Here is a 14,649-nt window from a genome sequence, read left to right as displayed (position 1 = left end):
TTTTTCTTACCGTCCATTTAACAATCTGCTTCCTATCGTAACACTTTGAACGATCACTTCAAGGGGTATTTTTAAGCGAATGAGGATCAAAGGCAAAAAGTGAATGAAAGCGTCACCATCTGAGGGTTAACTTACTTAGATCACAATATTTGACGATTAAGAACATGAGAGGAGCTTAGAAGGGAATCAATCACAACAAAAAAAGCCATGATTTCTCATAGCTTTCCCAAATGAAAGTACTTTAAAGTTATTCTCTATACGCCTCATGCTTCACATCCGTCACAAACATCTTGCCCGGTTCATGAGTGATGACGATGGGGAGTTTAGCATGTAAGATTGCCTGTTGTGGAGTAACCCCACAAGCCCAAAAGACTGGAATTTCGTTCTCCCTAATTGTCACTGTGTCCCCATAATCGGGTTTCCTTATATCTACAATACCGATTTCACTTGGGTCGCCTGCGTGAATAGGAGATCCGTGAACAGAAGGGAATTTCCCAGTAATTTTAATTGCTTTATCTACATCGGAAGCCGGAATAGGCCGCATAGAGACAACCATGGGTCCAGAGAAGGGCCCTGACGGAACTGTTTGAATGTTCGTTTTATACATGGGAACTGTAACATTTTCTTCGACATGTCGGAGTGTTATGTTCTCTTCTTGCAAGGCTGATTCGAAAGTGAAGCTGCACCCAATGAGAAATGTAACAAAATCACTTTGCCAATAAGGGCGGATGTCGCTAACAACTTCATATTGACCATCAGACCGATACACTCTGTATTGAGGGACATCAGTTCTTATATCTGCGTCCTTTGCTAAAGCGGGACTGAACTCCCCTGGTGCAAGTTCATCTAAAAGAGGACACGATTTAGGATTGAGCTTGGTAAACTCTCGAAATTCATCAGCGTACTCTTTCGGTAAAATCACCACGTTCGTTTGAATATAAGACGGTAAATAACCACTTGTCGTTCCTTGGTGCTTTCCACTACGGATTAAACGTCTAATTGAATCAGGCAATATGCACACCTCCATAGATATTCTACTAAGTAGTTTTAAGATATCTGTTAATACTATCAATAAAATAATGTAAACACTAGTAACGCGGTAACAACTGTATTTATTAATTAAGTTGGTCTATGTTTATAGGAAATGAAGATAAATCATCCCATCCGTAAGCCCATTCAGTTAGTTCGGTTCCACCTATGGTCGTTTTTTTGTCGTAAACTTTTTCTCCTCCTAAATGATTGTAAAACGAACATGAGTGATGTCCCTTAAATGTCCATAATGCGATAGATGAATGATGTAAAGAGACTAGATGATGAACAACACTTTCGAAAAGCTTCTTGCCGAACCCTTTCTGTTGGTTATTAGGGTGTACATAAAGTCCATAAAGTTCCCCAGTATATTTCATTCTTAATCGGGCATCTCTCATCGTACCTCCTAATGCAAAACCTACAATCTTCCCTTCTTCATTCTCGACGACAAACGTCATCGAACCACCTGAAGTGGACAACGGAATATTTTTAATCCACCTTTGTTCACGATCCTTATAAGAAAGGTTGTTTAAGAGATCAGAAGGCAAAATCCCTTCATATGCAGACCTCCAGCAGTCCACATGCACTCGTGCCATTCCTTTAGCATCTTCAACCGTTGCTTTTCGTATGTTCATTTAATTCACCCCTTTAATAAATAATTTCACCGTTGATGTCTTACGTGTTGAAACCATCTTGGTTTATCGTAACTAAATTAACGTATGTATTAAATTGTAGAGAAAAAAATCCCTCTTTGCACGAGGGATTTCAGTTTCGTTAGGCCTCATCTTCTACAGCACTAAAATCATGAGCCCAGACCTTCATATCGTCTTTCCAAGGCATTCCAGGATGAATGGACAAAATGGATTGTTTATAGGCTTCAAGATTTTCATAACCTTCCTGGTTAGCAATTTCATCGGTCAGATCCCCGAGCGTCTGTCTGTATACTCGTTCTACCCTGAAAGACTTGCCTTCTAAGTGCATAATTTCCCCTGGATCAGCATACCTTCCATTTCTTCTCGTAGCTGTTTTCTTTCCTTGAAGGACTTTCTTTATATCTTCAGGTTTAGTAATCATTCTGTCAATCTCACACGTTTTTGGCGGTAATGGTTCATTGTTTGTCATTTTGATTTCCCCCTTCTTTATCCACCATCTATTTTACTCGAAAACACTCATTTATAAAACCGTCAGCCAGTTAATGTACACTATAATTTCTGAGGATCTGTTTAAAACTTCTAATAACTTTCACTTGTTGGCATAAAATTATTAATTTCGAAGTGATTCGATAAAAAAACACATAAATTTTAAACGATCGTTTAAAAACTGATTTTTCAGACGATAACTGTCATAACATCTTTGAATTGAAGATTCTTTTGATAAAATAAAACGACGCCTCCTGTTAAGGAAGCGTCTTTTAATTGTTCCGGTAACGTGGGCACATTTCAGGCCCGCCTACCTCACAATTCTTACTGTTGATCGTCTTTAAATTGCATATACACTACTTGAGTACTTAGGAAATCTTCTAAGCCATGTTTTCCATCTGCTCCACCGATACCAGATTTCCTAAATCCTGCATGATAACCTTGGACAGCCTCGAAATTTTCCCGGTTAACAAAAGTTTCACCGAAACGAAGACCATTTGTCAGTTTCATCGCTTGATGATAATTCTCAGTATAAACAGACGAGGATAGGCCATATTCCGAATCATTTGCTTTATCAATAACCTCATCAAGAGTTTTATACGTAACAATCGGTAAGACGGGACCAAAAATTTCATCTCGAATAATCGCCATGTCGTGAGATACATTCGTTAACACTGTTGGTTTATAAAAATAACCCTTTTCTGTGTTTGCTGGTTCTCCACCTGTTTCTACTTTTGCACCTTGCTCTATCGCTTCTCTTACCATTTCATCTACGTCTTCCAACCGATCCTTACTAACAAGTGGCCCCATATCCAAACTGGTATCATTTAATGGATCCCCATAGGTCACTTTAGACATAGAATCAGTTATTTTTCTGGTGAATTCTTCCGCAACGCGTTCATGAACATATACTCTTTCGGCGTTAGTACAAGCTTGTCCAGCATTAATAATTCGACTCTTCGTGATATTTTCTACTGCTAAATCGAGATCAGCGTGTTCTGTCACGATGGCAGGTGCTTTCCCGCCAAGCTCTAAATTCACTTTTGTGATATTTTTCGCAGCAGCTTCCATCACCTTAACCCCCGCTGGAATGCTGCCTGTCATGGTGACCATGGCTACTTTTTCGTGTGATGCCATCACGTTTCCAATCGTTGAGCCTTTTCCAGTGATATAGTTATAAACTCCTTTAGGCAAAATGTCCATTTCGTGAACCATCTTCGTGAATTCAGCTGCTGTGTTAGGCGTTTGTTGACTAGGTTTTAAGACAATTGTACAACCGGCAATAAGAGAGGTTGCCACTTTTCTCGCAAGAATAAAGACAGGGAAATTCCATGGAACAATCCCTGCTACCACACCTATAGGGCGTTTATGGATAAAGATATTTTCATTTGGCCGATCACTCGGCAAAATTTCTCCTTCGATTCTTCTTGCCCACTCTGACATGTATTGAAAGTAATCGATTGCTAAATCCACTTCTCCACTAGCCATCTCATAGCTTTTTCCTTGCTCTTCTATTAATAGATCTATGAATCTATCCCGTTGATCTTTAAGTTTCAAACCAATATCACGAACGATTTGGCCACGTTCATTAGAGGGAACCTTCTCCCATTCCTTTTGAGCCTGAAAAGCCGCATCTATTGCTCGATTCGCATCTTCTTCAGTTCCATTAGGAATCCTTGAGATAACTTCCTCTGTAGCTGGGTTGAGAATATCGATCGTTTCACTTGATGTAGAGTTCATGTATTCACCATTAATATATATTTGATGCTGCTTCATGGAAAAAGCCTCCTCTTAATAATATAGAAGACTTTTCCCTAATTTGGTAAGGAACTAAACATTCTCTTTCCAGTCGGCTGAACAAGAGATGTTTTTGGCTGAACACATAGGAAGTTTGGCTGGACAACAGCATACTTTGGTCGAACAACTCCAACACATAAAACGAATGAACAACTTTTGTTCCTTATTTAAAATGTATTTTTATTGATTTGTTACCTACCTAGTTATTATTTCCCCCCACTCATCTACAAGCATGCCATAAACGATATGATCGACATAATGATCATAAAGCCACTCGGCTTGCCTAATACTACCTTCTTCAACGAATCCTAGTCGCTCAGGTATCGCCCTGCTTTTATGGTTACCTTCTGCAGCGCGGATGTCTACTTTATTTAATCTTAGCTCTCGGAATGCGTAGTCAGTTAATGCCCAAACGACTTTTGTCACGAGACCCTTTCCTTGATACCCTTCACCCAACCAATATCCGATGTGAGCTGTTCGATTGGACCAGTTAATCTCATTGTATCCTGACACACCTATAATTTCTCTTTTAAATACAATGGCTGTAATCATTGTTTTCTGTTCGGCAAAACCTGTTAAACACTCTTTAATATAGTTCATCGTATCCTCTAGTTTAGTTACATAATCGATCCAAGGTAGCCACTCTCGCAAATAATTCCTCGATCTGTTCGTTAAATCAAATATGGCTTCTGCATCTTGATAGTTTATTAATTTTAGAGATAAGTCCTCGTCAATATTGTAAACAAACATGTTCTTCCCCCCTGATTTTAAATGATACTCTGTGTTAATTTGACTTTATTTATGTTTGAAAAGCTGGAGTATCGAATATGTAAATAATAAAAAACACCTTAAAATCATGATCACTCATGGAGAATGACCTTGTATTTAAGATGTTTATCCTCGTAGCTATCTTTTTTCATTAGTTTTTCAATTTAGGGTCAAGGGCATCTCGCAGCCCGTCACCGATCATGTTGAAGCCTAATACGACTAGCATGATCGAGAATCCCGGAAACAACACGGTCCAAGGAGCACTTTGAATGTATTGTCTTGAGTCAGATAACATCCTTCCCCATTCTGCAGTGGGTGGTTGGGCACCTAAACCAAGAAAACCTAATGCCGCTGCTTCAAGTATTGCCGTACCAAATCCAAGGGTAGCCTGCACAATAATTGGCGCTAGGCTATTTGGCAGAACATGATGAAAGAGAATTCGACCGCTTTTCATGCCTTGAGCTTTAGCTGCCATGATATACTCTTCTTCTCGAATAGAAATAACTTTTGAGCGAACAAGACGTCCAAAAATAGGAATATTAATAATGGCAATTGCTATTAATGCATTTTGTAAGGAAGGCCCTAATATAGCTACAATTGCAATGGCCAGTAAAATACTTGGAAATGCCAGCATAATATCAAATATTCGGGAGATGAGCATGTCGATCCATCGCCCAAAATACCCGGCCACAATGCCTAATAACGATCCAAATATCAATGCTCCTGTCACTGCGAAGAAGCCAACCATAAGAGATATTCTCGCTCCATAGACAATTCGTGTAAAAATATCTCGCCCTAAATCATCCGTACCAAACCAATATTGAGCTGAAGGTCCTTGTAATCGGTCTGTCGCATTCATTGTTTGATAGGAATTACTTGTTAAAATAGGTGCAAATATCGCAACCAAAATGAAAAATACAATGATGATGAGGCCTACGATCGCAAGTTTATTTTTTTTCAACTGCCAGAAAGCTTCTTTCCAAGGTGAAATTGATTCTTCTTGGACGACTTGTGGGTCTTGATGTTCAGGGCCTGGCATAGGTTGTTTGTTAGTAGGAGTGGTCATTTCCATTTATCTCTTCCCTCCTTTTCTTTAATATTTAATTCTAGGGTCGATATAGCTATAAAGTAGATCGACGATTAAGTTAATAAATACGAACATCGTTGCGATGACGATAATCCCTGATTGGATAACTGGATAATCACGATTGCCAATCGCTTCATATACGTAGCGCCCCACTCCAGGCCAGCTAAAGATAGTCTCTGTTAATATGGCTCCTCCTAAAAGTGTTCCCGTTTGAAGACCTACTACTGTTAACACGGGGATGACAGCGTTTTTGAACCCATGACGATAAACAACAGATAAATCCCTTGCACCTTTCGCCTCAATTGTTCGAATATAATCTGATCGAAGAACTTCAAGCATACTGGATCTCGTCATTCTTGCAATGATCGCCATTGGAATCGTACCGAGAGCTACCCCGGGAAGAATAAGGTGCTTGAACGAAGTCCAAATCTGATCAGGGCGTCCGTTAATCATGGAATCTACGAGATAAAAGTGAGTTACAGTTTCCACTGGATCACGAGGATTCCCTCGTCCGAATGCCGGTAGCCAGCCTAATTCTTGAGCGAAAATCCACTGTTCCATCAATCCGAGCCAGAAAATAGGCATCGACACACCTACCAGTGCAATAAGCATACTAGCATAATCAAAAATAGAATTTTGCTTCCAAGCACTGATTATTCCTGCGTTTACGCCTACGATAATGGCAAAAACCATGGCAAAAATAGTCAATTCAATTGTTGCAGCTAAAAAAGGCCAAATTTCAGACGAAATCTCTCCCTTTGTTCGAAGAGACGTCCCTAAATCTCCTTGGGCAAGTCCCATCATATAATTCCCGTACTGTACAAAATAAGGCTCATTCAAACCTAACTGCTCTTCAAGCTGTTCAATTGCCTGAGGTGTCGCTTGTTCTCCTAATATTGTTTGCGCGGGATTTCCTGGAATAAGATGAATGATCGAAAAGGTAATTAACGACATTCCTATTAAAACAGGTATGAGCATAAGTATTCTTCGAATAGTGTACGAAATCATAGAGATCACCTCTAGCTTTCTTTCATCGTATGTAGATCAAGAGAGAGTTTCACCCGTTTTTTTCTAAAAAAAGGGCAGTCGAGAAGAGTAACGGGAGAACCCGAATGAAATCTCTAACTGCCCTTAATTGAATCGGTGATTACTCTGCTAATTCAACGTGCGTTAATGGCTCACTAGTAGATAAGTGAGGCACATAATTCTTAACTCGCTCATTACCAGCTAAAACAGGAATAGAATGAACTAACGGAATCATCGGAGCATCCTCATGAATGATTTCTTGAGCCTGTTCGTACAATTCTGCACGCTCTTCTTCATCGATGCTTGTTTTTGCTTGGTCTAAAAGAGCATCCACTTCGTCGTTGCGATAGAAGTTTCTATTCCCTCCTGGAATGGCATCAGAATGTAACAAATTTCCAAAGAAATAATCAGGGTCTCCATTCGTACCAGACCAGCCAAGCATGAATAAATCTTGCTCCCCTTGTTCAGTACGCTCTAAATATGTGGCCCATTCCATAGAAACAATATTAGCTGTTACTCCAATATCAGCGAAGTTTGCTTGCATAACTTCAGCAGCTCTTTGAGGATCTGGCATATATGGACGAGCAACTGGCATGGTCCATAAATCAAATTCTAAACCGTCGCCGTAGCCAGCTTCTTCAAGTAATTCCTGCGCCAACTCGGGATCATATTCATATGGTTCAATGTTATCGTTATAGCCTAAATAAAGAGGTGGAATAATATTTTTCGCAGGTTCCGCTAAGCCAGCATAAAGAACGGCAATTAATGATTCTTTGTCAATGGCATGATTCAAAGCTCTTCTTAGAACAGGATCGTCAAACGGTTCTTTATCTGCGTTAAATCCTAAATAACCAATATTGTTTGTAGCACGTTCAAACATAGTTATCCCTGGTTCCCCTTCAATAGCCTCAACATCATCAGGGTTCAGTCCGTCCATAATGTCGATCTCTCCTGATCTTAAAGCAGTCAGACGAGCAGAGTTGTCTGGGATGACTTGGAAAATAACTGAATCAAGCTTCGGTAAACCTTCTTGCCAATAATCTTCATTTTTTTCTAATACGATACTGTCATCCTTGGACCAACTAATAAATTTAAATGGTCCTGTTCCAACTGGGTTTTCGTTAATACTGCTTCCATACTCTTCAAATGCTGCTGGAGATGTGATCGCAAAATAACTCATACCCATGTTTTGTAAGAAAGAGCCTAGCCTTTCTCTTAATACAAACTCTATTTCGTAATCTCCAAGTACGTTTATTTCCTCAATGACGTGTCCATCATCACCTTCAAAACCACCAAATTGTGTTCCGTAAACGCTGTAAGCATAACCTTCATCGGCGAAATGGTATTCGTGATCAGGATTTGCCCAGCGCTCAAAATTTAATTTAACAGCATCAGCGTTGAAATCTGTTCCATCATGGAACGTAACCCCTTCTCGCAAATGGAAAACAAATCGCAGCCCATCATCTTCAACATCCCAATCTTCTGCTAGGCCTGGACCAATTTCAAACGAATCTTCATCGAACTGCAAAAGTGACTCGTAAATTTGTTGCGTGACACGAGAAGATTCTCCGTCGGTTACACTTGCATAGTCAAGACTTACTGAATCTCCCCCTCTGGCAAAGATCAGTGTTTGATCCTCAGCCATTGTTTCATTGTTAGCTTCGTTATTCGTGTTGTTTCCATCGTTGTTAGCCTCATCATTGTTGGCCTCTTCAGCGTTATTGTTCGCTCCCTCAACATCATTGTTGCCTGCATTCACTTCATCGTTGTTTTCTCCTGCATCCACTGGTTCATTGTTGTTGCCGCAGGCGGCTAATCCAACAACGAAGACCAATGCTAGAAGAAGTAACCAAGCCTTTCTCATTCCCATTACTTTTCCCCCTTTAAATTTGTGGTAGTGCTAATGTAAATCTGTAGCTAGTCATTTAGTTATTTTCCTCGCTATATAAATGACAGGCTACAAAATGGTTATCAGAGTATTCTTGAAATTCAGGACGGACTTGTTTGCATATATCCATACAATCCGGACAGCGAGTGTGAAAAGCACATCCAGAAGGTGGGTTGGAGGGGCTAGGAACATCTCCTTCTAAAATCATTCGTTCCTTTTTAACATCTGGATCAGGATTAGGAACGGCAGATAGTAATGATTTAGTATACGGATGAAGCGGATTGTTATAAAGTTCTTCGTTCCCTGTTAATTCAACCATTTTTCCTAAGTACATCACTCCAATGCGATGGCTGATATGTCTAACAACACTTAAGTCGTGAGCGATAAATACATAAGTAAGACCAAATTGTTCTTGAAGGTCTTCCATTAAATTCAATATTTGTGATTGAATCGAGACATCTAATGCGGAAACAGGTTCGTCACAAACGATAAGTTTCGGATTGACAATGAGCGCTCGAGCAATACCAATCCTTTGTCTTTGACCGCCGCTAAACTGATGAGGATAGCGGTTGGCGTGTTCACCAGGCAGCCCGACGATTTCCAATATATCTCGTACTTTTTTTTGCCTTTCCTCTTTGTCACCTATCCCATGTATAAGCAGCGGTTCTCCAAGAATTTTCTCTACTTTATGGCGTGGATTCAAAGAAGCGTATGGATCTTGGAAGATAATTTGCATATCTCGCCTTTTTTTTCTCATTTCCTCATCATCGAGCTTGGTGATATCCACACCGTCGAAAATCACTTCTCCTTCGGTTGGTTCGATTAATCGGAGCAAGGCTTTTCCAGTGGTTGATTTTCCACATCCAGACTCCCCTACAATCCCTAACACTTCTCGTTCATAGACTTCGAAAGAAACGTCATTGACGGCTTTTACTTCTCCAATTTTCCGAGAGAAAACTCCACCAGTCACCGGGAAAAATTTTTTTAAGCCTTTAACTTCTAGCAACGGTTTCGGCATGGACAGTGGCTCCTTCCTTTTCATAGAGGAAGCAACGGCAATGGTGTCCCTCGTTCAATGGTAATAATTCCGGGTTTTCCTTGAGACACCGATCAAAAACGTCACCACATCGTGGAGCAAACCGACACCCATTCTGAATCGACCCCGGTTTTGGTACATTTCCGGGAATAGAATAAAGTCGTTTATCTCGTTCATGCATTTTAGGTAAAGAGCGAATGAGCCCTCGAGTATAGGGATGCTTCGGATCCTTTAAAATGGTTCGAACTGTTCCCTGTTCCACAATCTTACCTGCATACATCACTGCTACTCGATCACACATTTCTGCTACCACACCAAGGTCATGAGTGATCATCATAATCGCCGTTCCTTTTTCTTTATTTAATTTTTTCATCAGCTCTAATATTTGTGCTTGAATGGTTACATCTAAAGCGGTCGTTGGTTCGTCAGCGATCAGAACTTCAGGATCACAAGACATGGCGATCGCAATCATTACTCTCTGCCTCATGCCACCAGATAATTGATGTGGGTATTCGTCAACCACTTCATCTGGACGAGGGATTCCCACCAGTTTCAATTTATCTACAGCTATTTGTCGAGCCTGTTTTTTTGTTACTTTCCGGTGTAACTTCACAGCTTCAATGATCTGAAAGCCGATTGTAAACAAAGGGTCAAGAGAAGTCATGGGTTCTTGAAAAATCATCGCTATTTGGTTTCCGCGAATCCTTCTTAGTCTTTTTTTACTGATTTTAACCAAATCTTCATCTACTTCATTGCCAGCTTTTTGCTGTCGAAACAAAATTTCTCCCGCGACTATTTTACCAGGAGGATTCGGTACAAGACCCATGACTGATAGAGAAGTCACACTCTTTCCACAGCCAGATTCGCCTACTATTCCTAATACTTCTTTTTCATGAATAGCAAAGCTCACATCATCTACCGCAGGTATTTCCCCTCGGTCCGTAAAAAAGTGCGTACTGAGATGGTTTACTTCGAGCACTGGTTTATTCAAAAGTCTCTCCCCCTAACTGTTTGAAGGATATAACGTCCCACTTGAGTGATATAGATTAATAGGTTGATCATGACATAGTCATTCTTAAGATATGTATTGAAATGTCAAAATAGGAAATCTACTGTATAGAAATAAAAATACTATATAATCATAATTAATGCAATACAATTTTTAGAATTTTGAAAAACTTATATACGTTTTATCTTTATACTTTCGGTCTCGATTTTATCCCTGTGTAATCCTATATAAAAAGTATATAATACTGCATAATTAGACAATTTACGGTGTTTTTTCCGCATAAAAAAGGCCTCCTGTTAAATAAATAGGAGACCTAATCACTTTGTTTATATAATAATTGTCGGATATTGTCGAACGAACCTTTTGATCAGTTTTCTTTTTTAGAAATTTTCAATGCTTGTTTAATGCCGTTTTTAAAAGAAAATTTCCCGTACATAAGAACTCCGCCTTTATATATACGTGCCGCAAGTACATTTATTAGAATCGCACTGATTACGAGGATGGCAATAATTAATGTTACTTCCGAGATAGGTACCGTTCCCATCCCTATGCGAAGGAATAAAAGTTGCGGGGTGAAGAAAGGAATATAAGACAAAGCTTGGATAAACATTGTATCTGGTGCGTTCAGTCCATACATGGAAATAAAGAACGCGATCATAGCAAGAAAGATCAATGGTTGAATCGCTTGGTTTACCTCTTCGGCTCGACTGACTAGAGCGCCAAGCATAGCTGCAATTCCACCATAAACAAAGTAACCAAGAATAATAAATACTAGGGCATAAATAATTAGAGAATAATCGATTACTTCAGTGAAAATCATTTGAAGAAATTCTTCCCCGCTCATATAAGAACCTAACCATACAGCTCCAGCAAGGATGGTTAAATTCACCATTCCAGCTAAACCAATTCCCATTAGTTTCCCAAGCATTTGAGTAACGGGGTTAACACTGGAAACAATTAATTCCATAACGCGAGAAGATTTTTCAGTCGCCACTTCTGTAGCGATCATGGAACCAAATGTGATGACAATCAGATAGATCGCAAATACAAGACCATAGACCATCCAATAAGCCTGCATATGTGATTCTTGCGTTTGCACTTCCCCTTGTTCACTTAAAGGGAGTTCAGAGAAAGTGACCGGATTAAAAATCATGGCTAACTCTTCTTCATTCAAATCTAATTCTGAGGTGACTAGCGTTTCTTTGGCACGCTGAACATCTTGGTTCACCTCTTGACCTACTCTGAAATCAGAACCTTCCCCGTAGAACTCTGCTTGTAAATCACTCGGATGGCCAAAAAGAGCCAGGGCATATTCATAGTCTTCTCCAGACGCTTCTTCAATGGCGTCATCAACACTACCGTCAGGAAAATGAACATAATTATATGAACCATCTTCCATGGATTCTAACATGGCTCCAAACTGTCCACCATTCTCTGTTTCATCAACAACGGCAATATTTGGCGTGTCCTCGGTTTCCTCACTTTCGAAATTTCCCAAGATATTGTTTAAATTAAGAATACCAATTATCAACAAAGCCATGATCCCTGTAGCAAATATAAACGCTTTCGATTTCAACCTTCTTGAAGCTGTATGCGTGAAAGTTGTCCAGAAGTTATTCATGAGCGTCTTCACCTGCCTTATCTATAAAAATATCATGGAGTGACGGTTCTTCTACCTCGAACTTCCGAACAAAGCCCTTTTTTGCAATGTGATGAAAGATACTCTCAGCGATATCTTCACTTTCCACTTTCACTATAGCCCCGTCTTTACGTTTATCTAAAGATAAAACACCTGGAACAGAATGAAGGAAATCTAAATCATAGTCGGCTCGAATGCTAATGCTTTTCATTCCATAAGAGCGTTTAATTGTTTTTAAATTCCCTTGAAGAACGGCTTTCCCCCTTTTTAGCATAATGAGATCCTCGCATAACTCTTCTACATTCCTCATCTGATGACTGGAAAAGACGATCGTTGTTCCTTGTTTCTGAATATCTAGAACGGCTTCTTTTAACATATCTGAATTTACAGGATCAAGTCCGCTGAACGGTTCATCTAAAATTAATAGCTCTGGTTTATGAATAACTGCAGCCATAAATTGTATTTTTTGCTGGTTACCTTTCGATAATTCTTCTATTTTTTTATTCTCGTACTCGGGCACTTGAAACCGGTCGAGCCAATGTCGCATTTCTCTCAAGATATCCGGCTTTTTCATGTTGTTCAATCTCATTAAATAGATTAATTGTTCCTTTACCGTCAGTTTAGGAAATAACCCTCGTTCCTCTGGTAGGTAGCCTACTAGATGCGTCCGCTTATAAGACAGACGGTCTTTATCCCATGTTACAGAGCCAGCAGTCGGATCAATTAGACCAAAAATCATACGAAAAGTGGTCGTTTTACCAGCTCCATTAGCTCCAAGCATTCCGAACATATCACCTTTATTCACAGATAGTGAAATATCATCTACAGCTTGGTGCTCATCAAAACGCTTCTTTAAATGATTAATTTCTAATGTCATTATTTCTTTCTCCTCCTTGTTCTTTTACCAGTAAACGTAATATTTCTGAAAAATCTAGTCCCTTTTGCATCACAATCTCGTAATCTTCATTTCTAATACTGTTCACCGTTTTCTCCATGTCTCTAGTGGTAATCTCGCACAAACGTTCATCATGATGTACGTTAACAACCTCTGAGAAGTTTCGAACCTTTTTGGCGTCTCCATGCGCCCAGATTCGGCCATAATTTTGCTTGAGTTGATCTTTTTCGTAAGACCCCGTCAATTGACCTTGATTCATGCAAACGATATAGTCAGCAAATTCTTTTACTTCTTCAGGTACATGACTGGCAAATATAATCGATCTTCCTGAATCTGCTTCTAAGTACGAGACCCATTCATCTCGCATCATTTCTTGACTTTCCATATCGACTCCTGAAAGAGGTTCATCCATGACAAGTACTTTCGAATTGCGAGAAAGAGCTAACATTAGAAGGGCTAGCTTTTGCATACCTACCGATAAAGAATCAAATCGCTTGGTCATTGGTAGTTGAAAACGCAGGGTTAACCTCATAAATTCATCTTCATCCCATGTCTCATAACCAATTTTATACAGATGAGTAAGTTGTTTCAACGTAAATCTTTCAAAACCGATGCTTGTTTGAGGAACATACGCCATCTTTTCTTTCCACTTTGTATCAATTTCCTTTTCATCAAAACGATTGATGCTTCCTCCATCAGGAAAAACCATCCCAGTAAGAAGTCGAATGAAAGTACTTTTTCCAGCTCCATTATTCCCAATTAAAGCCGTAACTGTACTAGGTTCAACTTTAAAATTTATGGGTCCTAGCTTAAACTGATCATCGATATATTTCTCTACTTCCTTAAACTGAATCATCGTCTTTTCTCTCCTTTAATAAGATTTCAAACCAGTTTAATAATTCTTCATCTGTATAGCCATAACTTTTCCCTGTATGGATTGCTTCTTTTAATGCGACTTTTACTGTTTGTTTTTTCTCAGAATCTTGATCTACTAAGTTTATTTCAGCTACGAACGTCCCTTTGCCTTGAATGGTCTTAATGTATCCTTGCTGTTCCAAGTTCTGATAGGAGCGACGTGTGGTAATGACACTGCATGACAACGCCGTAGCAAGTTTACGAATGGACGGAAGACCAGTTCCAGCAGGAAGATTTCCACTTACAATCAAGGTTTTAATTTGAGATTCAATTTGGTCATAAATTGGTGTCCGGCTTTTTTCATTTATTTGAATAGGTAATGAGTTAGACATAATGATCCACTCTTTTCAATCTCGATTGCCTACTACTGTTCCAATATAGAAATCTTAGAATGACGCTGAAATTGCTAAGAAGAAAGGTC

The 14,649-nt window shown here is 39.4% G+C and carries 14 protein-coding genes; all 14 read right to left on the bottom strand.

The genetic code is table 11. The features are described from left to right. Positions 1–247: 247 nt before the first annotated feature. The 14 genes from CR194_RS05880 to CR194_RS05815 all read right to left on the bottom strand — a co-directional run bounded on the left by CR194_RS05880 (position 248) and on the right by CR194_RS05815 (position 14,560). Complete coding sequence (locus CR194_RS05880; RefSeq protein WP_110608673.1) at positions 248–1,027, bottom strand: putative hydro-lyase; 780 nt, start codon at positions 1,025–1,027, stop codon at positions 248–250. 88 nt (positions 1,028–1,115) lie between these two features. Then, the gene (locus tag CR194_RS05875; protein WP_110608672.1) at positions 1,116–1,664 is read right to left on the bottom strand and encodes a GNAT family N-acetyltransferase; all 549 of its coding nucleotides are present in this window, start codon (positions 1,662–1,664) and stop codon (positions 1,116–1,118) included. Between the two features lie 139 nt (positions 1,665–1,803). Beyond that, positions 1,804–2,151: an ASCH domain-containing protein gene (locus CR194_RS05870; RefSeq protein ID WP_110608671.1), complete on the bottom strand. Its 348-nt coding sequence runs from the start codon at positions 2,149–2,151 to the stop codon at positions 1,804–1,806. A gap of 341 nt (positions 2,152–2,492) precedes the next feature. Beyond that, complete coding sequence (gene aldA / locus CR194_RS05865; RefSeq protein WP_110608670.1) at positions 2,493–3,944, bottom strand: aldehyde dehydrogenase; 1,452 nt, start codon at positions 3,942–3,944, stop codon at positions 2,493–2,495. A 216-nt stretch (positions 3,945–4,160) separates the two neighbouring features. Then, a complete protein-coding gene (locus CR194_RS05860) occupies positions 4,161–4,715 on the bottom strand; it encodes a GNAT family N-acetyltransferase (protein ID WP_110608669.1) in 555 nt (184 codons plus the stop codon). Between the two features lie 169 nt (positions 4,716–4,884). Continuing rightward, entirely contained in the window at positions 4,885–5,772 is an 888-nt protein-coding gene (nikC, locus tag CR194_RS05855) for a nickel transporter permease (RefSeq protein ID WP_233254265.1), read from the bottom strand. A 54-nt stretch (positions 5,773–5,826) separates the two neighbouring features. Then, positions 5,827–6,828 carry an ABC transporter permease gene (locus tag CR194_RS05850; RefSeq protein ID WP_110608667.1) on the bottom strand — a complete coding sequence of 334 codons (1,002 nt, stop codon included), beginning with the start codon at positions 6,826–6,828 and terminating at the stop codon, positions 5,827–5,829. Between the two features lie 139 nt (positions 6,829–6,967). Next, positions 6,968–8,716: an ABC transporter substrate-binding protein gene (locus CR194_RS05845; RefSeq protein WP_110608666.1), complete on the bottom strand. Its 1,749-nt coding sequence runs from the start codon at positions 8,714–8,716 to the stop codon at positions 6,968–6,970. Positions 8,717–8,771: 55 nt separating this feature from the next. Beyond that, complete coding sequence (locus CR194_RS05840; RefSeq protein ID WP_110608665.1) at positions 8,772–9,752, bottom strand: ABC transporter ATP-binding protein; 981 nt, start codon at positions 9,750–9,752, stop codon at positions 8,772–8,774. Next, a complete protein-coding gene (locus CR194_RS05835; protein WP_110608664.1) occupies positions 9,727–10,761 on the bottom strand; it encodes an ABC transporter ATP-binding protein in 1,035 nt (344 codons plus the stop codon). Before CR194_RS05835 ends, CR194_RS05840 begins: the two co-directional genes overlap by 26 nt. A 385-nt stretch (positions 10,762–11,146) precedes the next feature. Further along, a complete protein-coding gene (locus CR194_RS05830) occupies positions 11,147–12,400 on the bottom strand; it encodes an ABC transporter permease (protein WP_110608663.1) in 1,254 nt (417 codons plus the stop codon). Next, positions 12,393–13,295: an ABC transporter ATP-binding protein gene (locus tag CR194_RS05825; protein WP_110608662.1), complete on the bottom strand. Its 903-nt coding sequence runs from the start codon at positions 13,293–13,295 to the stop codon at positions 12,393–12,395. Before CR194_RS05825 ends, CR194_RS05830 begins: the two co-directional genes overlap by 8 nt. Beyond that, on the bottom strand, positions 13,279–14,169 hold the full coding sequence (locus CR194_RS05820; protein ID WP_110608661.1) for an ATP-binding cassette domain-containing protein: 891 nt from the start codon (positions 14,167–14,169) through the stop codon (positions 13,279–13,281). Before CR194_RS05820 ends, CR194_RS05825 begins: the two co-directional genes overlap by 17 nt. Next, complete coding sequence (locus tag CR194_RS05815; protein WP_110608660.1) at positions 14,156–14,560, bottom strand: GntR family transcriptional regulator; 405 nt, start codon at positions 14,558–14,560, stop codon at positions 14,156–14,158. Before CR194_RS05815 ends, CR194_RS05820 begins: the two co-directional genes overlap by 14 nt. Positions 14,561–14,649: the final 89 nt, after the last annotated feature.

Source organism: Salipaludibacillus keqinensis (assembly GCF_003226325.1).
In the GTDB taxonomy this organism is placed as follows: domain Bacteria; phylum Bacillota; class Bacilli; order Bacillales; family Salisediminibacteriaceae; genus Salipaludibacillus; species Salipaludibacillus keqinensis.
The sequence above is the reverse complement of the archived record's forward strand: the minus strand, read 5'-3'. Positions and strand labels throughout refer to the sequence as shown.